Raw genomic sequence first — 25,841 nt, forward strand, 5'->3', positions numbered from 1 at the left:
ATCAGACTGCAATCGATTTGGGACGATCAGTAAGGCGCTACAGGCCGCGCACGACGATGCAGCCGAGGTTGCGGCTGCGGCGCCGGTTCATAAGCGAAGCGCGGATTCGGCCCGCAATACAGCAGCCGGCCCGAGACGCTGGCCAGGCATTGCTCGTAAGTGCTGTAGGCACATTCGCCGGGGTAGTCGAATTCGCCGCCTTGCGCGCACCACGGGTAGTCCCGTGCCGCGGCAGGTGTCGCGGAGACGAAGCCGGCAAGGAACGCCGCACCCAAGGTCAACAGCACCAATTGCGTCTTGCGCATGGTCCCAACTCCTCTCTTCCCGGCGCGAGATACGCACCATGTATCATCAGGTCTTGCTGCGCGATTTTATTCCAGATCACCGCGCAAGACCACGCAAGAAAAAGCCCCGCCGTTCGGCGGGGCTCCGTTTGCGGCGATCACAAGATCGCTACTCGACCTTCAGGCCGGCAAATTCGACGACCTTCTTCCACTTGGCGGTCTCGGCTTCGATCTCCTTGCCGAACGCCTCCGGCGTCTCGATCAGCGGATCGCCACCGAGCTCGACCAGGCGCTTGGTCATGTCGGGCTCCTTCATCAGCGTGTTGATCTCGTTGTTGAGCTTGGCGATCAAATCCTTGGGCATATTCTTCGGCGCACCGATGCCGAACAGCGCGCTCGCCTCGTAATCCTTCACGGTCTCGCCGATCGCGGGCACGTCCGGCAGCTGCGGCGAGCGCTGCGCCGTGGTGACGCCGAGCGCGCGAAGCGAACCGGAGCGGATGTGCTGGATGATTGACGGCATGTTGTCGAAGATCACCTGCACCTGGCCACCGAGCATGTCGGTGATCGCGGGCGCCGCGCCGCGATAGGGCACATGCTGCATCTTGCAGCCGGTCATCGCCATGAACATCTCGCCGGACAGATGCACCGAAGTGCCGTTGCCGGAGGACGCCATGTTCACCTTGCCGGGATTGGCCTTCACGTAGTCGATGAACTCGGCGACGGTCTTGGCCGGCACGTCCTTGTTGACGGTCATCACGTTCGGCACGCGCTGGAACGCGGCGATCGGCGCGATGTCGCGGACGAAATTGAACTTGAGATTGGCGTAGAGTGTTGCGTTGATGTAGTTGGCCGGATTGATCAGCAGCACGGTGTAGCCGTCTGGCTCGGCGTTCACGACCGATTCAGTGCCGATATTGTTGCCCGCGCCAGGCTTGTTCTCGACCACGAATTGCTGGCCGAGCCGCTCCGACAGGCGCTGGCCGATCAGGCGGGCCAGGATATCGGTGGCGCCGCCCGGGGGATAGCCGACCACGAACTTCACCGGCCGGGACGGATAATCCGCTGCAAAAGCTTTCGACAGCGGGCTGGCTGCAAGCGGAGTGGCGGCGAGCAGGCCGAGCGCGGAACGGCGAGTGATCATCTCAAGGGTTCTCCCAGGTGTGTTCTTGATGGTGGCGTCCGCGGCGTTGTAACAAAGCCTGCTTGCTGCGGAAAGTGCGCAAGCCCGATGACGACGAAAGGATAAGGCATGCCGCTCAAGGTTCACGCCCTCGATCATCTCGTGATCAACGTCGCCGACGTCGCTGTCACCGCCGAGTGGTATCGCAGGATCCTCGGCATGGAAGTCAAGGTGTTCGACCCCGGTGGCGGCAAAGCGCCGCGGACCTCGCTTCAGTTTGGTCAACAAAAGATCAATGTCCGGCCGCGTGATGCCGACAAGGTGGAATGGTTCACCGCCGACCACGAGACTCCCGGCAGCGAGGATCTGTGCTTCCTCACCACCTCGACTCCCGACGAGGTGGCGGCGCATTTGAAGGCACACGGCGTCGCGATCGAGCAAGGCCCCTCACCTCGGCAAGGCGCCCGCGGCACGCTGCGCTCGGTCTATTGCCGGGATCCGGACGGGAGCCTGATCGAGATTTCCTCCTATGAGGAGTGATCGGCAAGGTCACGTCGTCCGCTCCATCGTCATTGCGAGCGAGTCGAAGCAATCCAGACTGTCTCCAAACGGGCAGTCTGGATTGCTACGCTCCTCGCAATGACGGGGAGAGAGCGGAGCCTCCGATTTGCGCCCCGCGCCGTCCGATGGCAGGAAGACGCAATAATCAAAAGGCAGCCGCAAGCAAGATGCAGGCTGCACGGGAGGATCTATGGCCATTCAACAGACCGCCGCCGGAATCGCGGGCCCGTTCGACGGGCTCGACGTGCCCTGGCTGCTCAAGCTGCGCGCCGAGGTGCGCCGTGATCATCCGTTCCTGATCTGGGCGCCATTCGACGCGCCGGCGCGGCATTGGAGCTATGGCGAATTTCACGAGCGGGTCGGCGCGCTCGCGGCAGGGCTCACCCGGCGCGGCGTGGAGCCGGGCGAGTATGTGCTCATTCACCTGGACAATTGCATCGAGGCGCTGCTGGCCTGGTTCGCCTGCGTCGAATGCGGGGCCATCGCAGTGACCACCAACACCCGTTCCGCGCCGGCGGAGATCGAATATTTTGCCGATCATTGCGGCGCGGTCGCCGCGATCACGCAGCCGGCCTATGCGGAAGTCGTCGCACAGAACTGCCGCAACATCCGCTGGATGGCGGTGACGTCGCATGATGCGGGCGCTGCGCCTGCCCATACGGTCTCGCACGGCGACAGCTTTGAAGCGCTGTTCGCCGACAGCGCCGACCGGCCCAGGCGCGCCACGGATCCGCTCGCGCCCTGCAGCGTGCAGTACACGTCGGGGACGACGTCGCGCCCGAAAGCGGTGCTCTGGACTCATGCCAACGCATTGTGGGGCGCCAAGATCAACGCCGCACATGAGGACCTGCACGCGAGCGACGTGCACCAGACTTATCTGCCGCTGTTTCACACCAATGCGCTGGCCTACTCGATGCTGGCGACGCTCTGGGTCGGCGCGACCTGCGTGATCCAGCCGCGCTTCTCGGCCAGCCGGTTCTGGGGCGTTGCGCGGGAGCACGGCTCGACCTGGACCTCGACGATTCCGTTCTGCATGAAGGCGCTTCTCGAGCAGGAGATCCCGAAGGACCACAAATTCCGCCTGTGGGGCACCGCGATCAACGAGCCGCCGGCATTTGCCGCATTCGGCGTCAAGATCATCGGCTGGTGGGGCATGACCGAGACCATCACCCACGGCATCGTCGGCGAGGTCGACCAGCCCAACATTCCGATGTCGATCGGCCGCGCCGCGGGCGAATATCAGATCCGTATCACCGATGATGACGGAAGACCGACCGCAGTCGGCGACACCGGCAATCTTGCGATCAGGGGCATTCGCGGCCTGTCACTGTTTGCCGAATATCTGCACAACGAGACGGCGACGCGCGAGAGCTTTGACGAGCACGGTTTCTTCCTCACCGGCGACCGCGTCGAGCGGCTGGCGAACGGCTTCATCAAGTTCGGCGACCGCGCCAAGGACATGCTGAAGGTCGGCGGCGAGAACGTCGCGGCCTCCGAGATCGAGCAGGTGATCGCAATCGTATCAGGCGTGCGCGAGGCCGCAGTGGTGGCGAAGAAGCATCCGATGCTGGACGAGGTGCCGGTCGTCTTCATCATCCCGCACGGTGGGGTCGCGAGTGCTCCGCCTGATCTTCAGGAGCGCGTGATGGCGGCGTGCCGCAAGAGCCTTGCCGACTTCAAGGTGCCGCGCGAGATCAGGCTCGTCGACGACATGCCGCGCTCGACGCTGGAGAAGGTGGCGAAGGCGGAGCTGCGAAAGATGCTGGACTAGCGGCGCTGTCGTATGGTGGCAAAGACGCTTCAGCGCCGTGCCCACGTCCTTGGAAGTGGTGGGCACGCTTCGCTCTGCCCAGCCGGCACCGAGCTCTCAGAACGATCCCAGCGCCACGGGCCGGAACGCCTGCAGCAGCTGCTGATCCAGCTTGCCGCCCATGCCTTCCATCATCGTGAACGCGCGCGCGTGGGTGAACGGCATGCGATAGGCGCGCTTCTCCACCAGGGCGGCATAGATGTCGACGATCGTCGTAAGCCGCACGATGTCGCTGATCTGGTTCGAGGACAGGTTGTTGGGATAGCCGCTGCCGTCGAGGAATTCGTGGTGATGCAGCACCACGTCCAGCATTTCCGGCGGGAAGCCGCCTTGGGCGGCGAGGGCCTCGTAACCGCGGCGTGGGTGCTGGCGAACTTCTTCCATCTCCTCGTCGGTGAGCTTGCCGGGCTTGTCGAGCAAGGCGAAGGGAACGAAGGCCTTGCCGACATCGTGCAGCAGCGCGGCGCGGGTCAGGCGGCGCTGGTCGTCCTCGCGCATGCCGAGATGCTGCGCGAAGGCAACCGCGAAGCCGGTGACGAACAGGCAGTGGCGATAGCTGCCGACATGATGGCAGCCGACCGTGGTGAGCCATTCGCGCAGCGAGGAGTGCTTGATCGCCTTCAGGATCTTGTTCTCGGCGGCGATGACGTCGTCGAAGGTCAGGGGCACGCCGAGCGGCAGCTTCTCGAACATCTTCGTGAGCACCGCGTGCGCCGCTTCGACGCCGCGGTTGAGCGTCTTGCCGCGATCGGTGGCGTCATAGCTTGCCGTGTCGGGAAACGCGGCGCGTATGCGCTGGAGGATCGCATCGGGCTGCAGCGGTCGCGAGATGGTATCGGTCGCACCGAGCGCCCAGGCCTGCATGGTGCCGTGATGCAGCGCGTCGGCGAGCACGAACAGCCGCGGCATCGAACGATAGGCGTCGCCGCGCAGCTTGTTGCGCACCCGCTGCACGCTCTCGGGCGAGCGCAAATTGATGTCGACCACGAGACCGGAGAGATCGCGCGAGGGCTGCTCGGGGATGCCTTCCGTCGTCACCGTCGAGACGTCGCCGACGGCCTTCAGAATGCTGGCGAGCTCGGTGCTCGCATCGCTCCGGTCGGAGGCGAGCAGAAGCCGGCGTTTGGCGGCGGATTTGGCTGGCGCGTTCATGGTTTCCCCAGAGCACGGGAGTGTCTTCAGAGTCAGCCTAAGCCGGATCAGGTTCTCCGGCCCTTAAGAGGCGTGCTCAACGGAACCTGTCGGAACTGGGTACAATTTTAGCGATCGCCCTTCCTTCGACCGGAACCCGCGAAACGACGCCGAAAACAACCCCATGCACAGTAGAAGGGGCACTGAAAACGCTGACTTTTTGGCGACGAAAAATCCGCCGGAGGCTGCCCTCCGGCGGATCATCTCGTTCGGCAATCCAAGCCCGGCTTACGCCTTCATCGCCCCCTTCACGGCTTCGGCCGTGATCGGCAGCGCCCGGACGCGGGCGCCGGAGGCGTTGAAGATGGCGTTGCCGATGGCCGGGGCGACGACCGTCACCGCGGGCTCGCCGACGCCGGTGGCCTTCTCGCCATTGGCGATCACGGCGACCGCGACCTCCGGCATCTGGCTCATCCGCAGGGGCCTGTAGCTATCGAAATTGGTCTGCTCGATGCCACCGTCCTTCAGCGTCGCCTTCTCGTACAGGGCCAGCGACAGGCCCCACAGCGCCGCGCCCTCGACCTGGGCGCGGATGTTGTCGGGATGCACCTGGGTGCCGACGTCGGTTGCGACCGTGAGCTTCTTCACGGTCACCTCGCCCGAAGGCGCGACGGCGACGTGCGCGACGCAGGCGGTCCAGCTTGCGGTCGCGCGTTCCTGCGACGACACGCAGGCGACGCCCATGCCTTCTCCCTTCGGGAGTTTCTTGGTGCCGTAACCGGCGAGCCCCATCGCGGCGAGCAGGGTGTTGCGCAGCCGCTGCGCGCCGCCGTCGTTCTTGCCGGCACCGTCGAGCAACGAGATGCGGTATTGCGCCGGATCCTTCCCGGCGGCAGCCGCGATCTCGTCGATCATGCTCTCGACCGCCCAGAAGGTCCAACCCGGCGCCACCGAACGGAGCTGACCCGACGGGGTGGCGTTGTGCGCCATCTCGTTCTTGATCGCCCGCACGTGATGGTTGGGCACGGTGTAGAAGAAGTCCGACCCGTTCACCGTGAAGCTGTCGAGCGGACCCTTCTTGTCGACCGAAGGCGTGAGGAAGTCAGGAATTCCCCAGCGCGCGGTCGGCCAGGCCGACACCACGTCGTGGCTGAGCGCAATGAGCTTGCCGTCGCCGTCCACGCCGGCCTTCACCTTTTGATAGGTGAGCGGACGCGAGAAATCCATCGTCATGTCGTTCTCGCGCGTGTAGATCACCTTCACCGGCTTGCCCACGGCCTTCGCCGCCTGCACCGCCGGCACCATCATGTCGGCGTCCAGCCTGCGGCCGAAGCCGCCGCCCAGCCACATCTGGTGCATCACCACGAACTTCGGATTGATCCCGGCGGCGCCTGCCGCGATCGCGCCGGAGCGCGTCGCGAACTGGTTGCCGGAATAGATGTGCAGGATGTCGCCCTTGAACTCCGCGGTGGCGTTCATCGGCTCCATCGGCGCGTGGATGTTGATGCTGGTGGTGTACTCCGCCTCCAGCACCTTGGCCGCGGTGCCGAGGGCGGCTGCCGGATCGCCGTCCTTGACGAAAAACTGACCGGAATCATCGAGGGCCTGAAGCCGCTTGGCTTCGTCGAGCAGCGACTGGCTCGACAGCTTCGCGTTCGGACCGCCGTCATAGCTGATCTTCAGCGCTGCGGCCGCCTTCTTGGCGTTGGCATAGGTGCTGGCCACCGCCACCACCCAGCCCGACGTCGTCTGCGTCTTGTCATCGAGGGCGATGGCCTTGATGAAGCCCGGCACGGACTTCGCAGCGGAATCGTCGACCGATTTCACCGTGGCGCCGAAGCGCACCGGCGGCGTCACTATGGCGCCATAGACCATGCCCGGAAGCATCACGTCGATGCCGTATTTGGCCGTGCCGTTGGTCTTCGAGGGGATGTCGAGCTGCGGCACCGATACACCGATCATGGTGTATTGATCAGGCGTCTTCAGCTTGATCGCCTTGAGCTCGTCCGGCGTGAAGGTCTTGGTCGCCTTGCCGCTCTTGACGATCTCGGCGAAGGTCATCTGCTTCTTCGACTTCGGATGCGAGACCACGGAATCGCGAACGACGAGCTGGTCCTTGAAGTAGGGCGGCAGGCCCATGGCCGCCGCGGCGGCCTCCGTCAGGGCCATACGGCCGGCAGCGCCTGCGCGGCTCATCGCCTCGAAGTTCATCATGGTCGACCAGCTGCCGCCGGTGATCTGCGCCCCGAGGACCGGGTCGTTGAACTTCGGATCGTTGGAGGCGAGATTGACCCGCATGTCGCTCCACTTCGCGCCCAGCTCCTCGCAGACGATCTGCGCCATGGTCGAGGCGATGTGCTGGCCCATATCGGCCTTGCCGCAGGTCACGGTGACGAGCCCGTCAGGCGAGATCGAGTACCAGACACTCGGCTCGAAATTGGCGGGGGCCGCAGCGAGCGCGTCATTGATGCCGGGCACGCCGGCATAGCCGAGCACGAGGCCGGTGGCGGCGGTGCCGACCAGGAAGGAACGGCGGCTGAGATCGGTCGCCTCAGGCGTGACGTTCTTGACGTGCTGGTTCATGTGGGCCTCCGCTCGTTGCCGGCGGCGGATGCGGTGCGCATCTCGGTGGCGGCGCGCATGATCGCCTTCTGGATCCGCGAATAGGTCATGCAACGGCAGAGATTGCCGTCCATATGCGCCACGACCTCTTCCTTGGTCGGGTTGGAATTCTTCGCCAGCAGCGAGGCCGCCTGCATGATCTGACCGGATTGGCAGTAGCCGCATTGCGGCACCTGCTCGGCGATCCACGCCTTCTGCAAGGGGTGATCGCCCTTGGCGGACAGGCCTTCGATGGTGGTGATCTTCTTGCCGGCGACGTCGCCGACCATGGTCTGGCACGATCGCACGGCTTCGCCGTTGACGTGCACGGTGCAGGCACCGCAAAGGCCGGCACCGCAGCCGAACTTGGTGCCGGTCATCTGCAATTGTTCGCGGATGGCCCAAAGGAGCGGCGTGTCGTTCGCCGCATCCACGGACATACTCCGCCCGTTGATCGTGAGCGTTGGCATAGGCGTCTTCCCCTGCCGGTGCATGAAGCCGCTTACGGCGGCAACTTGAACAGCGAACGCCCACCGGGCCGGCGCCCACCTTGCGCGGAGAATGATCGCGTTCGGAGCCAGAGGCAAATGCAAATTGGAAGCGATCGAAACTATATCAATGTCGGCTTATGTGCGTTGCGACAACGGCGCTGACGTTAGCGACTGGACGCAACAGGAGCGCGTTCGGATATGCATGCCATGCCGACCGCGATGGTTTCCTCCGAGTAACCTCGTCAGCTAGGATGGTGAGGACTGAGACAACCAATATCGTAGGGGTCGGCAAAGCGACTTGTCCGCCGTAGCTCAAAGAGCGAAGGCGGAAGCGTGCCCACGCTTACCTTGCTCTATTGGACAGGCGTGGGCACGGCGCAAGTGCGCCTCTGCCCACCCTGCGATACGGGACTCGCGAAGAGGTAGCGGCGAAACAAAAAAGAAAGGGCGGAAACAATGCCAAGGATCGATCGGGACGGCGTCGGAATCTACTATGAGACTCATGGCGACGGGCAACCGCTGCTGCTCACGCACGGCCACTCCTCGACCTCGGCGATGTGGCACGGCCAGGTCGATGCGCTCGCGCGCGATCACAAGCTGATCCTGTGGGACATGCGGGGCCACGGCCAGTCCGATTATCCCGATGATCCCAACGCCTATAGCGAAGCGCTCACCGTCGGCGACATGGCGGCGATCCTCGATGCGGTCGGCGCGCGGCGCGCGATCATCGGCGGATTGTCGCTCGGTGGCTACATGTCGCTCGCATTCTATGGCGCCCACCCATCGCGCACGCGCGCGCTGCTGATCATCGACACCGGTCCGGGCTTCAGGAAGGACGACGCGCGCGAGGCCTGGAATGCGCGGGCGCTCGCCACCGCCGACAAGCTCGATCGCGAAGGCCTCGACGTGCTGAAGGCGGCAACGCGCGAGCGCGCCACCGCCAGCCATCGCAACGCGAAGGGATTGGCGCTCGCCGCGCGCGGCATGCTGACCCAGCGCGACGCCAAGGTGATGGAGCTGCTGCCTGAGATCGCAGTGCCCAGCCTGATCGTGGTCGGCGCCGACGACACGCCGTTCCTGGCGGCGTCCGACTACATGGCGGCCAAGATTCCCGGCGCACAAAAGGTCGTGATCCCCGCGGCCGGACACGCCGTCAACATCGATCAGCCCAAGGCTTTTGTTGACGCGGTGCTGCCTTTCCTGAAGAACTTGCCGGCATAGACAGGCAAGGAGGATCACGGCGATGAAGCGGGCAATCCTGGCGGCGGGCGCAGCGCTGATCGCAACGGCAGCGTCGGTGCAGGCCGAGCCGTTCGGCACGGTGCCGCTGCGCCGTCCCTTCGTCGACACCCTGTCGAACAACACGCCGCTGGCGTTCGGGATGGATGCGGAGCAGACCGCTCACGCGCTCGGTCAGCCCCTGCAATATGTCCGGGGTCGGCCCGGCAACGAGATCTATCTCGCCCTGCGCGATATCGGCGGCAGCGGATTGATTCCTTATCGCCACCGCCTGTTCCTGCAATTCCGTCACGGGCGGCTGGCGGGATGGAAGGAGGATTACGGCGAGAACTGGATGTGGGAGTGATGGGCAGGAGCGAGCTCTCGCATTGACAACTCAACCAAGAAGGACAACCCGCGTGGGACAAGACATCAGACTGACGGCCTCGGACAATTTCCAGCTCGGCGCCTATCGTGCGGATCCCGCAGGCAGCCCGAAGGGCGCGGTGGTGGTGATCCAGGAGATTTTCGGCGTCAATCATCACATTCGCGCGGTCTGCGACCGCCTCGCCGTCGAGGGCTATGTCGCGATCGCGCCGTCGATCTTCGACCGCACCACACCGAACTTCCAGTCGGGCTACACGCCCGACGAGATCGCAGAAGCGCGCAAATTCGTCGCCAATCCCGATTGGGAGGCGATGCTGCGCGACACGCAGGCCGCGATCGATGCGGCGAGAAGCATCGGCCCGGTCGGCATCATCGGCTTTTGTCTTGGCGGCAGCATCGCCTATGTCGCGGCGACGCGCCTGACCGGACTGAAGGCCGCGATCGGCTATTACGGTGGCGCCGTGGTGCGTTTTGCGGATGAGAAGCCCAAGGTGCCGACGCAATTGCATTTCGGCGAGAAGGATGCCGGCATTCCCTTGAGCGACGTCGAGACCATCAAGGCCAAACGGCCTGAGGTCGAAGTGTTCGTCTATCCCGGCGCCCAGCACGGCTTCCATTGCGACGAGCGGCCGAGCTACGACAAGGCCAGCTCGGATATCGCCTGGCCGCGCAGCATGGCGTTTTTTGCGAAGCATTTGACGAAGTAGCGGGCAGCTCTCTCCTCCGTCATTCCGGGATGCGCCGGCGAGGCGCAGGCCCGGAATGACGGAGAGGGCGGAAATCGGGTGGCCGCATCTCTCCGCCCGGCGATAGAGCTGGCTGATCGAAGCCAGGTCACGCCGGAGAGCGCCATGCAGCAGGCCGACACGAACATCGTCATTCGCAACCCGTTCGGCACCATGGATGTGCCGGACCCCCGCGGTTCCGATGTCATGCACTATGCGATATCGGCTTCGCTCGCCGGCGATGCCGACGACGGCAATGCGGCGCATTGGGCGTCCGTTCCCGCATCATCCGATCCGCTCGAAGGCGCCTGGGCGAGCCGCTGGAACGGCGGCGCCGACCCGACCATCGCAGGCGACACGCCGGAGGCATGGAAACAGGGCCGCGCGGAAGTCCGCGTCGCGAATGGACGGGTCTATCTGCGGTTCGATTGGGACGACGGCCGTCGGCACGGATTGATCGATGCGATGCGCGAGAGCGGCAATCGTCTGGTCGGGAAGTATATCAACCTGACCAATCCGGCGATCACGCGGCCATGGATCGGGCTCGTGGTGGCCCCCGCGCGCATCGACGGATGCTTTCCGAACGGGCGACTGGACTTCAGGCGATGAAGGAAGCGGGGCAAAGCGTCAGAACCATCGCTCGCCGACGAACACGGTGTCGCCGGGGCTGACGGGGGTGCCGAGCGGCACGACGGCGCGCATGGCGCCGCCGGCTTCGGTATGCGTCACGGTGACCATGTCGCGCTTGGCGCGCGGAGAAAAGCCGCCGGCGATCGCGACGGCGCTTTCGACGGTCATGTTCGGCACGTAAGGATATTGGCCGGGGGCGGCGACCTCGCCAAGAATGAAGAACGGACGATAGGACTCGATCTCCACGGCGACCGAAGGCTCGCGGATATAGCCGTTGCGAAGCCGCGCGGCGATCTCGCCGGCAAGCCCGGCGGTGGTGCGACCGCGCGCCGGCACCGCGCCGATCAGCGGCATGGTGATGGAGCCGCCGGCATCGATGGCGTAGCTGTTGGTGAGCCCTTCCTGGCCGTAGACCACGACGCGCAGCTTGTCGCCGGCATCGAGGTGATAGGAGGAATCGTAGCGCACGGGGGCGGCGACCACCGGTCCGCCATAGGCGACCGGCACGGGCGCGGGACCCGAGGCAAAGGAATTGGCGAGCGCATCGATGGCGCCGCCGCCATTGGCAACGACGACAGGGGGCGGAGCGCTGTAGGGCTGGCCATAGGCCATCGAGTCGAGATCGGGACGGGGCTGCACCATCGCGACGGGACCTGTGGTCTGCATGCAGCCGCCCAGGGTCAGCGCGGCGGACGCTGCCAGGATCGACCATCGAAACGCGCGCAGAACCCGCACTTGGAGCATCCCTACAAACGAGACAGCTCCAGTGATGCACCGGTTATGGTTAACAAAGGGTTGAGGGGGATGATGTGGGACGGCGCTGCACGCCGCGAGCAAGGTGCGCCATCTCTCCCGCATGCGGGAGAGGGTTTCTCCTCGACGGGACACTCCCCGGAGGAGAGAGCCCTCACCCGGCGCTACGCGCCGACCTCTCCCGCAAGCGGGAGAAGTGCACCATGTCCGTGGCTTGCTTACGCGCTCACGCCGACACCGATGGGACACGACACCCCGGTGCCGCCGAGACCGCAATAGCCGGCGGGATTCTTTGCCAGATATTGCTGATGATAGTCTTCGGCGAAATAGAACGGACCCGCGGGCGCGATCTCGGTTGTGATGGCTCCCAGGCCCTTGGTGGCGAGCGCCTTCTGATAGAGCGCCTTCGACTGCTCGGCCGCCTTCTTCTGCGCATCAGAGGTCGTGTAGATCGCGCTTCGGTACTGCGTGCCGACGTCATTGCCCTGGCGCATGCCCTGCGTCGGGTCGTGGTTCTCCCAGAACGTCTTCAGGAGCTTCTCGTAGGAGATCTTGGCCGGATCGAACACGACCAGCACCACTTCGGTGTGGCCGGTGCGTCCCGAGCAGGTCTCCTCATAGGTCGGATTCGGCGTGTGGCCGCCGGCATAGCCGACCGCCGTCGTATAGATGCCCTCGCCGAGCTCCCAGAATTTGCGCTCGGCGCCCCAGAAGCAGCCGAGCCCGAACACGGCCTGCTCGAGGCCGGTAGGATAAGGCGGCTTCAACCTGCTGCCGTTGACGAAATGGGTGCTCGCGGTGGGAATGGCTTGGGAACGGCCGGGCAGCGCTTCGGCTGCATCAGGCAGTGCGGTCGTCTTGCGCGTGAACAGCATGATCGGATCTCCGGGAAAACGAGCTGTGCGTCGCCTGAACCAGGCGCTCAGGCGGCGTGCTCGCGATCGAGTGGGAATATAAGTCTTTACGCAGCCAGGGACAGGCTTGTTACGGCGCCCCCATTCGGTCGCTCAATCCGGCGGGAACCGAAGATCAATCCCGGGCGGGAATTGAAGATCAATCCCGGCGGGAATTGAAGATCAATCCCGGGAATAGCCGATCAGCGGCTTGCGCGGACGGAACAGGATCATCAGCAAGATGCCAAGGAGGCCGAGGACGGCGAAAACCGGCTGGTCGAGCACGAGGCGGATCACCGAGGTCCAGAGCCAAGGCGCCTTGGCCTCGACCCAAGTCCGGAAGGCCGATTGGCTGGCCTGGTTGATGTCGTTCCAGAACTGGCCGAACCGGGTGAAGCGCAAGGTCTGGTCGGCCACCCAGCGGGCGCCGTCATAGACCATGAAGAAGAACCCGCCGGCCAGCAGCAGCAAGCCAATCAGTCGGAAAAAGCCGCGGATCATGGTCCACCCCAGATGATCGTCCGACCGGACGACCTTCGAAACGCCGCCAGCCAATAGCTGGGAGACGGCAGAAATTCAACCTCATCAGGGCGTTACGGCCTCCCTTGGCGCACCGGGAGCCCGCTTTTCCAGCCCCTAAAGCGTTGACGGTGCGAAAGACCCCCTCTATAAGGGCGCCAACTGGCGGCGGGCGCAATCCTGCCGCCGCTGTTCTTTGAGCAGTTGCAGGCTCTTTTGGGGCCTCAGAGATAGCCGCAAGGCCTATCGCTCATGTTCCGGGAACGGCCCAGCAACCGAACACCCTAAATCCGAGCGTCGATTCCGCGGTCAAGCTGCCGGCGCTATCAGAGCAAGACGCGACCGGTACCCGCAAAGGACATTGAGACCATGGCCAATACCACTTCCGCCAAGAAAGCGACGCGCAAGATCGCCCGCCGCACCGCCGTCAACAAGTCGCGCCGCACCCAGATGCGCGGCGCTGTCCGCAACGTCGAAGAAGCGATCAAGACCGGCGATCGCGCCGCTGCCGCCAAGGCGCTCGCCGCTGCCGAGCCCGCCCTGATGCGCGCCGCCCAGCGCAACATCATTCACAAGAACAACGCCAGCCGCAAAGTCTCGCGCCTCACCGCGCAGATCGCCAAGCTCGCCAAGTAAACTTCGCAAGTGACTTCGCGAGATCGTCTCGCGAAGTAAAGTTCGCAGCGCGACCCGATCCCTCATTCGATCGGTTGAAGCCATCGAACATCGCGCACGTCGATCAGCCCGGCTTTCACGCCGGGCTTTTTGTTGCCCGTCACAATTCACGCTTGCGGTCCTTGTGAGAGCTATCTTTCATTGGAGAGTCTCGCCGCCTTCGCTAAGCTGCATCCGTAGTTCTACCAGCCGGCGTTTGTGCAACAGCGGAAACTTTCACTGCGCTGCGAAACGCTTGGCAAAAAACCCTTGCGGCACGGGCCTAAGTTGAATCGCGGGCGCTGAAGTTCTGCACACCGTAGTTTCACCGGAACATGGGTTACCCTGTGAAACGAGACTCGAAAAACGATGTCTCGCTAATCACTTATCGACATAGCGCCGACAAGCATTTGGAAAATTCGCTCGCAGCTCGCGTGCGTGACGATTTTGTAAAAATTTTTTGGCGATGGCGGAGTCATTGTCACATGACGCGCCGCATTTTCGAATCTGTGCACGAATCCAAAAACTTGGTCTCGAGGCTGTGAACAACTCCTGCGCGGCGTTAACGCTGGTCAAGTTTTTTGATGCCTCAAGTGTGAATCAATTCCGTTGCGAGTCTTTCCGCTTAGTGTATTCCTTAAGTCGTTCGCGGCGCCCACGATCTTGAGACCAGCGCGGTTTGAGAAACGGGGCGAGCGTGCAAATCGGCGGCGGTGTGCACGTAGGCGACGCTTCAACAAGCGATTGTCGGATCAAACCCATAGCATTATGGGAACGGTAGAGCTTTGTCTTATGTCTCCAAGCGGGATCTTATCGCTCCCGCTCGCGCCAGGCGGCAATGAGAGACAATTCGAGGCTGCCCCGACAGGCGCGACGGCGAAGCCGAGCGGACGACACGAACAGACGGGCAGGACATCCGCGACTTGAGTACAGCGCGGGAGTTCTTTTACGCAGGACCTTGCCGTGAGCGATCACGGCAGGACGGGGAGGTATCATGTCCTACGGATTCAACGCGGTATTGACTTTAGCTTCATCGTTCAACGATGCCGTTTCCAATCCGTCCTGCGACCATCCTCCGCGTGAATACGCGTCGAGTACGCGCTGACCTCGCGAACTCTCCATCTCCGACATCGCTGATCTGACCCGCGGCATTGACGCCGAACGGTCGAGCTGTGCCCGGCAGATGGACTCGCTCGAGGTCGCATCATCCAGACGTCCGGCAGGACTTCTGCATGGCGCCCACCACGCAACCTTCTCTCTCTAGAAAAGTTTTCAAATGATGACGACATCAGAACAGGATCGCTGGTCACGCGTGAAGAATCGCCTGCGCTCGAACGTTGGCGAAGACGTCTATACGAGCTGGTTTGCGCGCATGGATCTGGAAGGCGTGCAGGACGAGAGCGTGCGTCTCTCGGTGCCGACGCGCTTCCTCAAGAGCTGGATCCAGGCCCATTATGCCGAGCGCGTGCTGTCGTGCTGGCAGGCCGAGATGCCGGAAGTGCATCGCATCGACCTCACCGTTCGCTCCGCCGTGCGCCCCGTGGTGCAGCCGAAGGAAGCGCCCGCCCCGGTCGAAGCCCGCCGTGCCCCTGCGCCGGAATTGCGCTCGACCGCGACCGCGCCTGTCTCGGCCAATCATGATGCGCTCGGCGGCTCGCCGCTCGATCCGCGCCTGACCTTTGCGAGCTTCGTCATCGGCCGCTCCAACACGCTGGCCCATGCGGCCGCGCGTCAGGTCGCCGAAGGCCGCCGCGGCGATCCCGTCATGTTCAACCCGCTCTACATCCATGCGGGCGTCGGCCTCGGCAAGACGCATCTGCTCCAGGCGGTGACCTGGGCCGGCAATTCCGGCAACGAGCGCAAGGTGCTGTACCTCACCGCGGAAAAATTCATGTACGGCTTCGTCGCCGCGCTGAAGACGCAGACGGCGCTGGCCTTCAAGGAAGCGCTGCGCGGCATCGACGTGCTCGTCATCGACGATCTCCAGTTCCTGCAGGGCAAGTCGACGCAGGCCGAGTTCTGCCACACGCTGAATGCGCTGATCGATGCCGGCCGTCAGGTCGTGATCGCGGCCGATCGTCCGCCGTCCGACCTCGAGAGTCTGGACGACCGCGTCCGCTCGCGCCTCGCCGGCGGCCTCGTGGTCGAGATGGGCTCGCTCGGCGAGGAGCTGCGCCACGGCATTCTCAAGTCGCGTGTCGCAGCGGCCCGTACCCATCATGCGACTTTCGACGTACCGGAAGAGGTGCTGCATTATCTGGCGCGCGCCATCACCCATAACGGCCGCGACCTCGAAGGCGCGATCAACCGCCTGCTGGCGCATTCCAAGCTCAACAACCAGCCGGTGACGCTGGAGATGGCCGAGCGCGAGGTTCGCGATCTGATCCGTCCTTCGGAGCCGAAGCGGATCAAGATCGAGGACATCCAGCGCGTGGTGGCGCGGCAGTATAATGTGAGCCGGTCCGACCTGTTGTCCTCGCGCCGCACCGCCAATGTGGTGCGCCCGCGCCAGGTGGCGATGTATCTCGCCAAGACGCTGACCCTGCGCTCGCTCCCCGAGATCGGCCGCCGCTTCGGCGGACGCGACCACACCACGGTGCTGCACGCGGTCCGCAAGATCGAGGCCCTGGTCTCCAAGGACAACGCGCTGTCCGAGGAAGTGGAGTCGCTGAAGCGCCAGCTTCAGGAATAAACGCCTAAGGCGCTCCTGCCATTCTGCCGCCGCCCCGGCTTCGCCTGGGCGGCGGCTTTCGTCTGGGCGGTAAATCGTGGGAATCGTGCGGAACTGGCGCCCGATCCCTTGAATCCCGGGGCCATCCGCGCCACCTTGCGCGACCCTGACGGCTTTGGTCATATCGGCTCGATGACCCCGGCCTTCCGGGGTCTTCGGTGCCGCGGCGCGCTGTCCTCCGCCCGGCTTTTTCCATCTTTGGGGATCGGGCGAGTAGTGCAATGAAGGTTACGGTCGAACGCGCGCAACTCCTGAAATCGCTGGGCCATGTCCACCGCGTGGTCGAGCGCCGCAACACGATTCCGATCCTGGGCAACGTGCTGGTCCGCGCCGAGAACGCGAAATTGTCGCTGAAGGCGACCGACCTCGACCTCGAGGTGACCGAGACGCTGCCGGCGGAAACCGCCACGGCCGGCTCGACCACGGTGCCGGCGCACATGTTCTACGACATCGTGCGCAAGCTGCCTGACGGGTCGCAGATCGTGCTGGAGGCCGACGGCGACCGCGCGGTGCTGGCGATCCGCGCCGGCCGCTCGCGTTTCACGCTGCAGACGCTGCCGGAGAACGATTTCCCCGACCTCGCGGCCGGCGACCTCTCGCACTCGTTCAACCTCGCCGCCAAGGACGTCAAGCGGCTGATCGACCGCACCCAGTTTGCGATCTCGACCGAGGAGACGCGCTACTACCTCAACGGCATCTACCTGCACGCCGCCGGGACCGCGAAGGCCGCGACCCTGCGCGGCGTCGCCACCGACGGCCATCGCCTCGCCCAGCTCGACCTGGTGCAGCCCAGGGGCGCCGAGGGCATGCCCGGCGTGATCGTGCCGCGCAAGACCGTCGGCGAGGTGCAGCGCCTGATCGAAGATACCGAAGCCGAGATGACGATCGAGCTGTCGCAGGCCAAGATTCGCTTTACGATCGGTAACGTCGTGCTGACCTCGAAACTGATCGACGGCACCTTCCCCGATTACGGCCGCGTCATCCCCCAGGGCAATGACAAGGAGCTTGTCGTCGACAAGAAGGATTTCGAGAACGCGGTCGACCGCGTCTCCACCATCTCCAGCGAGCGCGGCCGCGCGGTGAAATTGTCGCTGTCGCCGGGCAAGCTGGTGCTGTCGGTGACCAATCCGGATTCCGGCAGCGCGACCGAAGAGCTCGAGGTCGAATACGCCTCCGACGCGCTCGATATCGGCTTCAACTCGCGCTATCTGCTCGACATCGCCGCCCAGATCGAAGGCGACGTCGCAGTGCTCCGCCTCGCCGACCCCGGCTCGCCGACCCTGGTGCAGGACAAGGACGACAAGAGCGCGCTCTACGTGCTGATGCCGATGCGGGTGTGAGGGGCGTTTTCCCGATCACCCATCGGAACCGTAGGGTGGGCAAAGCTTGCGCGGTAGCTCGAAGAGCGCAGGCGAAAGCGTGCCCACCATGCATCTGCGCGGATCTGGACGAGACGTGGGCACGGCGCGCGCAGAGCGCGCCTTTGCCACCCTACGGCATGCTCCTCCAAGGAGAGCGCGCTCCACAACGAACAGCCTATGACCCCTTCCCGCATTCATCGCCTGACGCTGACGCATTTTCGCAATTATCGGGCGGCGGGGCTCGAGACGGCGGCTGACATGGTGGCGCTGGTCGGGCCGAACGGGGCGGGCAAGACCAATTGCATCGAGGCGATCTCGTTTCTGTCGCCCGGCCGCGGCTTGCGGCGCGCCACGCTGGAGGATGTCGCCGACAACCAGGGCGACGGCTCCTGGGCGGTCTCCGCGCAGGTCGAGGGCGCGCTGGGCCTTGCCACGCTCGGCACCGGCATCGAGCCGCCGCGCACGGATGCCGCCGTCAGCCGACGCTGCCGCATCGACCGCGAGCCGGTGAGTTCGGCGGCCGCTTTCGGCGACCATATCCGCATGGTGTGGCTGACGCCGGCGATGGACGGGCTGTTCATGGGTGCCGCGTCCGAGCGGCGGCGTTTCTTCGATCGCCTGGTGCTGGCGATCGACAGCGAGCATTCCAGCCGCATCAACGCGCTGGAGCGCTCCTTGCGCTCGCGCAACCGGCTGCTCGAAACCCGCAATTACGACGACCATTGGTGTGATGCGATCGAGCGCGAGACCGCCGAGCTTGCGGTCGCGGTCGCGGCCACGCGCGGCCAGACCGCGGCGCGCCTCACCGGCATGCTGAATGCGCGCGCGCAGGCCTCAGCGTTTCCTTCGGCGCAGATCGCACTCGACGGCTGGATGGAGAACGCATTGCTCGCAGAGACCGCGACGTCCGTCGAGGACCGCTACCGCCAGATCCTGCGCGACAACCGGCCGCGCGATGCCATCGCCGGCCGCACCACCGACGGCCCGCATCTCACCGATCTCCAGGTCGTCTATGCGCCGAAAAGCATGCCGGCGCGCGATGCCTCCACGGGCGAGCAGAAGGCGCTCCTGATCGGCCTCGTGCTGGCGCACGCGACGCTGGTCGCCGAGATGACCGGCATCGTGCCGCTGCTGCTGCTCGACGAAGTCGTCGCCCATCTCGACCCGAACCGCCGCGCCGCGCTGTTCGACGAGCTGCGCAAGCTCGGCGCGCAGGTTTGGCTGACCGGCGCGGACCCGGCGGCCTTTGCCGAGATCGGCGCGGGCGGCGAAGTCTTTGACGTCGAGAGCGGACGCGTTTCCGCCCGGCGATAGCCCGCTTCGTTGAACCCGGCATATTCGGCCCGCGACTAGGAATGTGAGGCCGCTGCTTGCGGTGTCGCAGCCGTTGTAATCGCGCGATCGACACGCGCGATATCCCTGGAGAGAGACCATGACGGTAAGGCAAGGGACGAAGGTCCCGGCACGATGGCGGCTGCTCGTATGCGGCCTCGCTTTGCTCGCAGGCTGCGCGCTTGCGGCGAGCGCCGGCGCCTGGGTGCCGCGCCTGCCGCTGCTGTTTTCGTCTGCGCTCACGCCGGATCCCGATGCCGCCCTGCCCGCGCCGACCCGGGCCAGCTACCGCGAAATCGGCACCACCAAGATGCTGGGCGTCGAGGCCCCGCTGCGGACCAGGCTCACGGCCCGCATTCCCGCTGAGCTCAGTGACGTTCTCGCCTTCTATCGCAATGAGCTCGACAAGCTCGGCTGGCACGAACAGCACGATGACGCTGATATCGCCACCGATCACATCAGGCTCGCCTACACGACGCCGCTCGGGCCGGCGGTGCTGGAGCTCGACCGCAAGGACTCGAGCACGTCAGTCAATCTGGTGCAGCGAAACATGCAGGCCGCGACCATGGCGCGTGTCATGCCGAGGCCCGGCCGGGCGTCATTAATGCTCACCAATCTCAGCGACAAGGAAGCAGTCCTCAAGCTCGACAACCAGACCGTCGCGCTCCCCGCCCGCGCCGGCAAGGAACGTCCCGAGGCGCCGCTGTTCAACATGCCTCCGGGCAAATATTCGTATGCATTGGAAGGCAACGGCCGCCCAGAGCGCGGCGCCACGATCGAGCTCGCGGCCGGTGAGGCCTGGGAGGTCACGGTCGGGCCCGAGGGCGACCTCTGGTCACCGCTGCAGCTGTATTGAACCTGCCCCTTTCGCGATTAGCTGCGGGGGCTCGGGACGTGAGTTTGAACCGATCAGGGTCGCGGGGCGACTAGTCGTCGAGAGACGGCCGCGACCGTGTCGCCGCTGCCTTGCGCGAAGATCGAGACGCGCAACATCCCCGGAGAGTGGGCATGACGACGGTAAGGCGCGGGACGAAGGTCCCGGCACGGTGGCGGCTGTTGGTATGCGGCCTCTTGCTGCTTACAAGCTGCTCGCAGGAGCCGTTGACCGCGGCAGACCCCCACGCCGACCTGCCCGTGCCGACGCGCGCCAGCCAGTCGAGCTTCAGCACCACGCACGCGTCGGGCATCGAAATCCCGTTCCGGACCGAGCTCAAGGCGCAGGTGCCCGCAGAGCTCAGCGACGTCCTCGCCTTCTATCGCGCGGAACTCGGACAGCGCGGCTGGCAGGAGCTACCGGAGGGCACCACGCTCGCCGCCGACCACACGTTGCTCACCTTCGCTTCCCCGAAGGGGCCGGGCCTGCTGATGCTCGACCGTGCCAAGGGCGAGACCACGGTCGAACTGGTGCAGCGAAATAAGGAGGTCGCGGCCAAGGCCAATGTCCTGCCGATATCAGGACAAGCGCGGCTGGTGTTCGGTTATCTGGTGCCTGATGTGGCTTCGCTCGCGATCAACGGCCAGGTCATCGAGATCGCGGGCGGCGCCAATCATCCCCAAATGCTGGATCTGCCGCCCGGCACGTATTCCTACACGCTGCTGGTATCGGGCCGTCGGGTCCGCACCGACACCGTTACCGTGGCCGCCGGCGAGGCTTGGGCACTTCACGACGATCGAAAGCCGTCGCAACTGTACTAACCCCGCGGGCTGTTCCCGGGCGCCACGACCGCTCTCGAAAGGCCTCCGCACCCCCGCAAAATCCACGTCTTCAGGGACCCAAAGCGGGGCCTCGAATCGGGCTTTTAGGCAGCCCCGGAATCGGCCTCCACACGCCTTGAAAATCGACCCAAAAACCCTATCTGCTCAAAGGGTTGCCAGGCGATACTTTGCGCTAGGCGCAAGCCCTCTTTCGTGGCACAAATAGCTTCCAGATCAGCGCCTTTTGCGCGGCTGATTCGGGCGACATTTCGAAGGCCTCTCATGACAGAACCTGCTCGGCAGCAAGCTGCCGAAAACGAGACCTCTTCCGCGAGCGAATACGGCGCGGAATCGATCCGCGTGCTCAAGGGGCTGGATGCCGTCCGCAAGCGCCCCGGTATGTATATCGGCGACACCGATGACGGCTCGGGCCTGCACCACATGGTCTATGAGGTCGTCGACAACGCGATCGACGAAGCGCTGGCGGGCCATGCCACGCGCGTCGACGTCATACTGAATGCCGACAATTCCGTCACCGTGCGCGACGATGGCCGCGGCATTCCCGTCGACATCCACAAGGGCGAAGGCATCTCGGCGGCCGAGGTCATCATGACCCAGCTCCACGCCGGCGGAAAGTTCGACCAGAACTCCTACAAGGTCTCAGGCGGTCTGCACGGCGTGGGCGTCTCCGTCGTCAACGCGCTGTCGAGCAAGCTCGGCTTGCGCATCTGGCGCGACAACAAGGAGCACTACATCGAGTTCGCCCATGGCGATGCGGTGGCGCCGCTCAAGGTCGTCGGCGATGCGCCGGGTCGACGCGGCACCGAAGTGACGTTCCTGGCCTCGACCGAGACCTTTAAGAACATCGAATATGACTTTGCGACGCTCGAGCATCGCCTGCGCGAGCTCGCCTTTCTCAATTCCGGCGTCAACATCGTCCTCTCCGACATGCGCCACGCGGTCGAGAAGCGCGAGGAGATGCACTATTCCGGCGGCGTCGAGGAATTCGTCAAATATCTCGATCGCAACAAGAAGGCGATCGTGCCGGCGCCGATCATGGTGCGCTCGGAAGCCAACGGCATCGGCGTCGAGGCCGCGCTGTGGTGGAACGACAGCTACCACGAGAACGTGCTGTGCTTCACCAACAACATCCCGCAGCGTGACGGCGGCACCCATCTCGCCGGTTTCCGCGGCGCGCTGACGCGCCAGGTCAACGGCTATGCCGAGACCAACGCGAAAAAGGAAAAGATCGCGCTGACCGGCGACGATTGCCGCGAAGGCCTCACCGCCGTCTTGTCGGTGAAGGTGCCGGATCCGAAGTTTTCGTCGCAGACCAAGGACAAGCTGGTGTCCTCGGAAGTACGCCCCGTGGTCGAGAACGTCCTCAACGAGGCGCTCCAGGCATGGTTCGAGGAGCATCCGTCCGAGGCCAAGATGATCGTGGGCAAGGTGATCCAGGCCGCCGCGGCCCGCGAAGCCGCGCGAAAGGCGCGCGAGCTCACCCGCAAGAGCCCGCTCTCGGTCTCCTCGCTGCCCGGCAAGCTCGCCGACTGCCAGGAGAAGGATCCGGCCAAGTCGGAACTCTTCATCGTCGAGGGTGACTCCGCAGGCGGCAGCGCCAAGCAGGGCCGCAACCGCGAATTCCAGGCGGTATTGCCGCTGCGCGGCAAGATCCTCAATGTGGAGCGCGTCCGCCCCGATAAGATGTTGTCGAGCGAGCAGATCGGCACGCTGATCACCGCGCTCGGCACCGGCATCAGCGACGAATTCTCGGTCGAGAAGCTGCGCTATCACAAGATCATCGTGATGACGGATGCCGATGTCGACGGCGCCCATATCCGCACGCTGCTGCTGACGTTCTTCTACCGGCAGATGCGCGACATCATCGACGGCGGCTATCTCTATATCGCGCAGCCGCCGCTGTATAAGGTTTCACGCGGCAAGTCCGAGCAGTATCTGAAGGACGAGCGCGCGCTGGAAGATTATCTGATCGACGCCGGCCTCGATGACTGCGTCTACATTCCCGGCACCGGCGGCGACCGCACCGGGCGCGATCTGCGCGCGCTGGTCGATGACGCTCGCGTGGTCCGCAGCATCCTGCGCAATCTCCATAGCCGCTATAACCGCAAGGTCATCGAGCAGGCTGCCATCACCGGCGTGCTGAACAAGTCGGTCTATGGCAACCCCGAGAACGCTGCGGCCGCGGCTCAGTACATCGCGACCCGGCTGGACAGCCAGGCCGAGGAGGTCGAGCGCGGCTGGGTCGGACAGTTCGTCGAAGGCCAGGGTTTTCTGTTCGAGCGCACCGTGCGCGGCGTCAAGGAAGCCGCCGTCATCGACGACGCGCTGCTGGGCTCCGCCGAGGCGCGCAAGCTCGACGAGTATACGACCAGGCTGCAGGACGTCTATGCCCGCGCCGGCAGGCTGCGGCGCAAGGACACCGAGCACGTGGTTCACGGCCCGGTCGATCTGTTCGAGGCGGTCACCGAAGCCGGCCGTAAGGGTATCACGCTGCAGCGTTACAAAGGTCTGGGCGAGATGAACCCCGAGCAGCTCTGGGAGACCACGCTCGACACCGACGCGCGTTCGCTGCTGCAGGTCAAGGTCAAGGAAGTCGACGAGGCGGACGACATCTTCACCAAGCTGATGGGCGACGTGGTCGAGCCGCGACGCGACTTCATCCAGGAACACTCGCTGAGCGCGACGATCGATATTTGAGGGCGGCGCGTTTTGGCTTGATCGCTGCGAACCACGGACGCAGATCACCTCTCCCCGTCGTGGAGAGGTGGCAGAGACCGTCTTCCTGAACCTTCCCGCCCGCCAGCACGACGAAGTAGCGTCAACCCATGAGCCAATTCCGGCCGGGAAACGCCATGTCATGAGCGCTCCTGCGGTAAAGCCCGTTGCTCTCCCTTCACGCCGGCTTGGCGTGATCGGGAGCCTCATCGGGGTGCTGGCCTTCATTGCGGCCGTGCTGCCGCATTGGGTCGTGCCGATCATCTATCCGCCGCCCCCGGCGGACCAGGTGATCGTCGATACCGGGCACCGCATCAAGGACCGCATCATCGCGCGCGTGAAGGGCGTGGAGTATCAGTCGCCGAAGGTCGAGAAATCGGCCGGACGGAGCTGGAGCGAAGCGGCTTCGATCACTGCCATTTCGCTCGGCCTGCTTGCGATCCTGCTCTCGGTCCTCGCGCTGGTTTTCAGGGAGGAGCGTCTCCTCGCAGCCGTCGCCGCAACGCTCGGCACCGGCGCTATTGCGATCGAAATCTCCTTTGTCGTGATCGGGGCGCTGATCCTGATTGCGATCCTCTATGTGGTGGGAAATATCATCGGCTTGTTCTAGTCCTTTCGGGGTCGACAGACGGGCTCGGGCCGCGGTCGCCACAATTGCTACCGCGCTCAATTCCCTATAGTTTCCGCCTCCAAAGCAGCCCGCCCACCCTCAACAGAACAGCGAGAACCACCGTGGCGCCCATTCAATACATCGTCGAGGGCGGTCACCGGCTCTCGGGTTCGATCGAGCCGGCCGGCAATAAGAATTCGGCGCTGCCGATCATCGCGGCCGCGCTGCTCACCGAGCATCCGGTGACGCTGGAGAACGTGCCGCGCATCCGCGACACCGAGACGCTGGTCGAGCTGATCCGCTCGGTCGGCGCATCCGCCGAATGGACCGCGCGCAATACGCTTCACATCCACGCCAAGAGCATCCGCGCCGCCGATCTCGATCCTGAGCTCTGCGTGCGCATCCGCGCATCCATCCTGCTCGCGGGTCCCCTGCTCGCGCGCTGCGGCGAGGTGATGCTGCCGCCGCCCGGCGGCGACGTGATCGGGCGTCGGCGGCTGGACACCCACATGCTGGCGCTGGAGCAACTCGGCGCCAAGGTCACCGCGACCGACCGGCTCGAATTCCGCTGCCCCAAGCTCACCGGCGCCGACGTGTTCCTGGACGAGCCGAGCGTCACCGCGACCGAGAACGCGCTGGTCGCCGCGGTCGCGGCCGACGGCGTCACCTATTTGCGCAATGCGGCGTCCGAGCCGCATGTCCAGGACCTCGCCAACTTCCTGGTTGCGCTCGGCGCGAAGATCGACGGTATCGGCACCAACACCATGGTCGTGCATGGCCCGGCGACGCTGGGAGAAGCGACCTATCGGATCCAGCCCGACCATATCGAGGTCGGCTCGCTGATCGGCCTTGCTGCCGTGACGCGCTCACCGCTTCGCATCGTACGTGCAGGCGTCGAGCATCTGCGCTCGATCCGCATGGGTTTTGAGCGGCTCGGCATCGTCTGCCGCGTCGAGGGCGACGATCTGATCGTGCCGTCGAACCAGACTTTGAAGATCCAGGACGATTTCGGCGGCCACGTGCCGAAGCTGGAGGACCAGCCCTGGCCGGCCTTCCCGGCCGACCTGATGTCGATCGCGATCGTCACCGCCACGCAATGCGAAGGCGTGATCCTGATGTTCGAGAAGATGTTCGAATCGCGGATGTTCTTCGTCGACAAGCTGATCGCGATGGGCGCGCGCATCGTGCTGTGCGACCCGCATCGCGCCATCATCGCCGGGCCCAGCCGTCTGCGCGGCGCCTCGATGATCTCGCCCGACATCCGCGCCGGCATGGCGATGCTGCTCGCCGCCGTCTGCGCCGAGGGCACCTCGACGATCAACAACGCCGACCAGATCGAGCGCGGCTATGAGCGCATCGACGAACGGCTGAACGCGCTCGGCGCGAAGATCCGCCGCGTTCCGGAACGGAAGGGCTGAGGAGCTCTTCGGCTCCACAAACAGTCCCGTAGGGTGGACAAAGCGAAGCGTGCCCACCTTCTCTCTCGAATCATCGACAGATCGTGGGCACGGCGCAAGTGCGCCTTTCCCCACCCTACGATGCGAGCTAGCGGAGAGAGCTCCGCACGCCTTGCACGAAGAGCCATGTTTTCGACGT

The 25,841-nt window shown here is 64.7% G+C and carries 23 protein-coding genes; 15 read left to right on the forward strand and 8 right to left on the reverse strand.

Going from position 1 to position 25,841, the window contains the following annotated elements:
• Positions 1-26: 26 nt before the first annotated feature.
• Positions 27-305 carry a DUF3551 domain-containing protein gene (locus IF809_RS12635; protein WP_128969070.1) on the reverse strand — a complete coding sequence of 93 codons (279 nt, stop codon included), beginning with the start codon at positions 303-305 and terminating at the stop codon, positions 27-29.
• A gap of 148 nt (positions 306-453) precedes the next feature.
• On the reverse strand, positions 454-1,428 hold the full coding sequence (locus tag IF809_RS12640; protein ID WP_462837719.1) for a Bug family tripartite tricarboxylate transporter substrate binding protein: 975 nt from the start codon (positions 1,426-1,428) through the stop codon (positions 454-456).
• Positions 1,429-1,536: 108 nt separating this feature from the next.
• On the opposite strand from IF809_RS12640, the gene IF809_RS12645 reads away from it, so the two are divergent.
• Together IF809_RS12645 and IF809_RS12650 are read left to right on the forward strand one after the other, a co-directional pair.
• A complete protein-coding gene (locus tag IF809_RS12645; RefSeq protein WP_462837720.1) occupies positions 1,537-1,947 on the forward strand; it encodes a VOC family protein in 411 nt (136 codons plus the stop codon).
• A 211-nt stretch (positions 1,948-2,158) separates the two neighbouring features.
• The gene (locus tag IF809_RS12650) at positions 2,159-3,739 is read left to right on the forward strand and encodes an AMP-binding protein (protein ID WP_462837721.1); all 1,581 of its coding nucleotides are present in this window, start codon (positions 2,159-2,161) and stop codon (positions 3,737-3,739) included.
• Between the two features lie 96 nt (positions 3,740-3,835).
• Here IF809_RS12650 and IF809_RS12655 read toward each other — a convergent pair whose 3' ends face one another.
• The 3 genes from IF809_RS12655 to IF809_RS12665 form a co-directional block, all read right to left on the reverse strand.
• Positions 3,836-4,930: an HD domain-containing protein gene (locus tag IF809_RS12655; RefSeq protein ID WP_128969074.1), complete on the reverse strand. Its 1,095-nt coding sequence runs from the start codon at positions 4,928-4,930 to the stop codon at positions 3,836-3,838.
• Between the two features lie 267 nt (positions 4,931-5,197).
• Positions 5,198-7,492 (reverse strand): xanthine dehydrogenase family protein molybdopterin-binding subunit, encoded by a 2,295-nt coding sequence (locus IF809_RS12660; RefSeq protein ID WP_462837722.1) that lies wholly within the window; start codon positions 7,490-7,492, stop codon positions 5,198-5,200.
• Entirely contained in the window at positions 7,489-7,980 is a 492-nt protein-coding gene (locus tag IF809_RS12665) for a (2Fe-2S)-binding protein (protein WP_057754010.1), read from the reverse strand. The genes IF809_RS12660 and IF809_RS12665 overlap by 4 nt, the downstream gene beginning before the upstream one ends.
• 477 nt (positions 7,981-8,457) lie before the next feature.
• Between IF809_RS12665 and IF809_RS12670 the strand changes: the two genes are divergently transcribed.
• The 4 genes from IF809_RS12670 to IF809_RS12685 all read left to right on the forward strand — a co-directional run bounded on the left by IF809_RS12670 (position 8,458) and on the right by IF809_RS12685 (position 10,940).
• The gene (locus tag IF809_RS12670; RefSeq protein WP_462837723.1) at positions 8,458-9,222 is read left to right on the forward strand and encodes an alpha/beta fold hydrolase; all 765 of its coding nucleotides are present in this window, start codon (positions 8,458-8,460) and stop codon (positions 9,220-9,222) included.
• 22 nt (positions 9,223-9,244) lie between these two features.
• Positions 9,245-9,586 carry a hypothetical protein gene (locus tag IF809_RS12675; RefSeq protein WP_462837724.1) on the forward strand — a complete coding sequence of 114 codons (342 nt, stop codon included), beginning with the start codon at positions 9,245-9,247 and terminating at the stop codon, positions 9,584-9,586.
• 52 nt (positions 9,587-9,638) lie between these two features.
• A complete protein-coding gene (locus IF809_RS12680; protein ID WP_462837725.1) occupies positions 9,639-10,313 on the forward strand; it encodes a dienelactone hydrolase family protein in 675 nt (224 codons plus the stop codon).
• A 144-nt stretch (positions 10,314-10,457) separates the two neighbouring features.
• Positions 10,458-10,940 carry a hypothetical protein gene (locus IF809_RS12685; protein WP_128969079.1) on the forward strand — a complete coding sequence of 161 codons (483 nt, stop codon included), beginning with the start codon at positions 10,458-10,460 and terminating at the stop codon, positions 10,938-10,940.
• Between the two features lie 18 nt (positions 10,941-10,958).
• Here IF809_RS12685 and IF809_RS12690 read toward each other — a convergent pair whose 3' ends face one another.
• The 3 genes from IF809_RS12690 to IF809_RS12700 all read right to left on the reverse strand — a co-directional run bounded on the left by IF809_RS12690 (position 10,959) and on the right by IF809_RS12700 (position 13,108).
• Positions 10,959-11,696, reverse strand: a complete 738-nt coding sequence (locus tag IF809_RS12690; protein ID WP_128969080.1) for a polysaccharide biosynthesis/export family protein — start codon at positions 11,694-11,696, stop codon at positions 10,959-10,961.
• Positions 11,697-11,932: 236 nt separating this feature from the next.
• Positions 11,933-12,589: a peptide-methionine (S)-S-oxide reductase MsrA gene (msrA, locus tag IF809_RS12695; RefSeq protein ID WP_462837726.1), complete on the reverse strand. Its 657-nt coding sequence runs from the start codon at positions 12,587-12,589 to the stop codon at positions 11,933-11,935.
• Between the two features lie 201 nt (positions 12,590-12,790).
• A complete protein-coding gene (locus IF809_RS12700) occupies positions 12,791-13,108 on the reverse strand; it encodes a hypothetical protein (RefSeq protein WP_057754029.1) in 318 nt (105 codons plus the stop codon).
• A 387-nt stretch (positions 13,109-13,495) separates the two neighbouring features.
• Here IF809_RS12700 and rpsT point away from each other — a divergent pair, with 387 nt between their 5' ends.
• The 9 genes from rpsT (at position 13,496) to murA (ending at position 25,663) form a co-directional block, all read left to right on the forward strand.
• Positions 13,496-13,762 carry a 30S ribosomal protein S20 gene (gene rpsT / locus IF809_RS12705; RefSeq protein WP_092289289.1) on the forward strand — a complete coding sequence of 89 codons (267 nt, stop codon included), beginning with the start codon at positions 13,496-13,498 and terminating at the stop codon, positions 13,760-13,762.
• A gap of 1,297 nt (positions 13,763-15,059) precedes the next feature.
• Positions 15,060-16,472 carry a chromosomal replication initiator protein DnaA gene (gene dnaA, locus IF809_RS12710; RefSeq protein WP_128969527.1) on the forward strand — a complete coding sequence of 471 codons (1,413 nt, stop codon included), beginning with the start codon at positions 15,060-15,062 and terminating at the stop codon, positions 16,470-16,472.
• 260 nt (positions 16,473-16,732) lie between these two features.
• On the forward strand, positions 16,733-17,851 hold the full coding sequence (dnaN, locus tag IF809_RS12715; RefSeq protein WP_462837727.1) for a DNA polymerase III subunit beta: 1,119 nt from the start codon (positions 16,733-16,735) through the stop codon (positions 17,849-17,851).
• Between the two features lie 198 nt (positions 17,852-18,049).
• Complete coding sequence (gene recF / locus IF809_RS12720; RefSeq protein ID WP_128963056.1) at positions 18,050-19,186, forward strand: DNA replication/repair protein RecF; 1,137 nt, start codon at positions 18,050-18,052, stop codon at positions 19,184-19,186.
• A 118-nt stretch (positions 19,187-19,304) separates the two neighbouring features.
• Entirely contained in the window at positions 19,305-20,060 is a 756-nt protein-coding gene (locus IF809_RS12725; protein WP_462837728.1) for a hypothetical protein, read from the forward strand.
• A 152-nt stretch (positions 20,061-20,212) separates the two neighbouring features.
• Complete coding sequence (locus tag IF809_RS12730; protein ID WP_462837729.1) at positions 20,213-20,899, forward strand: hypothetical protein; 687 nt, start codon at positions 20,213-20,215, stop codon at positions 20,897-20,899.
• Positions 20,900-21,181: 282 nt separating this feature from the next.
• The gene (gene gyrB, locus IF809_RS12735) at positions 21,182-23,617 is read left to right on the forward strand and encodes a DNA topoisomerase (ATP-hydrolyzing) subunit B (RefSeq protein WP_128963059.1); all 2,436 of its coding nucleotides are present in this window, start codon (positions 21,182-21,184) and stop codon (positions 23,615-23,617) included.
• Between the two features lie 160 nt (positions 23,618-23,777).
• Entirely contained in the window at positions 23,778-24,245 is a 468-nt protein-coding gene (locus IF809_RS12740; RefSeq protein ID WP_128963060.1) for a hypothetical protein, read from the forward strand.
• A gap of 122 nt (positions 24,246-24,367) precedes the next feature.
• A complete protein-coding gene (gene murA, locus IF809_RS12745; protein ID WP_453981112.1) occupies positions 24,368-25,663 on the forward strand; it encodes a UDP-N-acetylglucosamine 1-carboxyvinyltransferase in 1,296 nt (431 codons plus the stop codon).
• Positions 25,664-25,841: the final 178 nt, after the last annotated feature.

Source organism: Bradyrhizobium sp. UFLA06-24 (assembly GCF_054967145.1).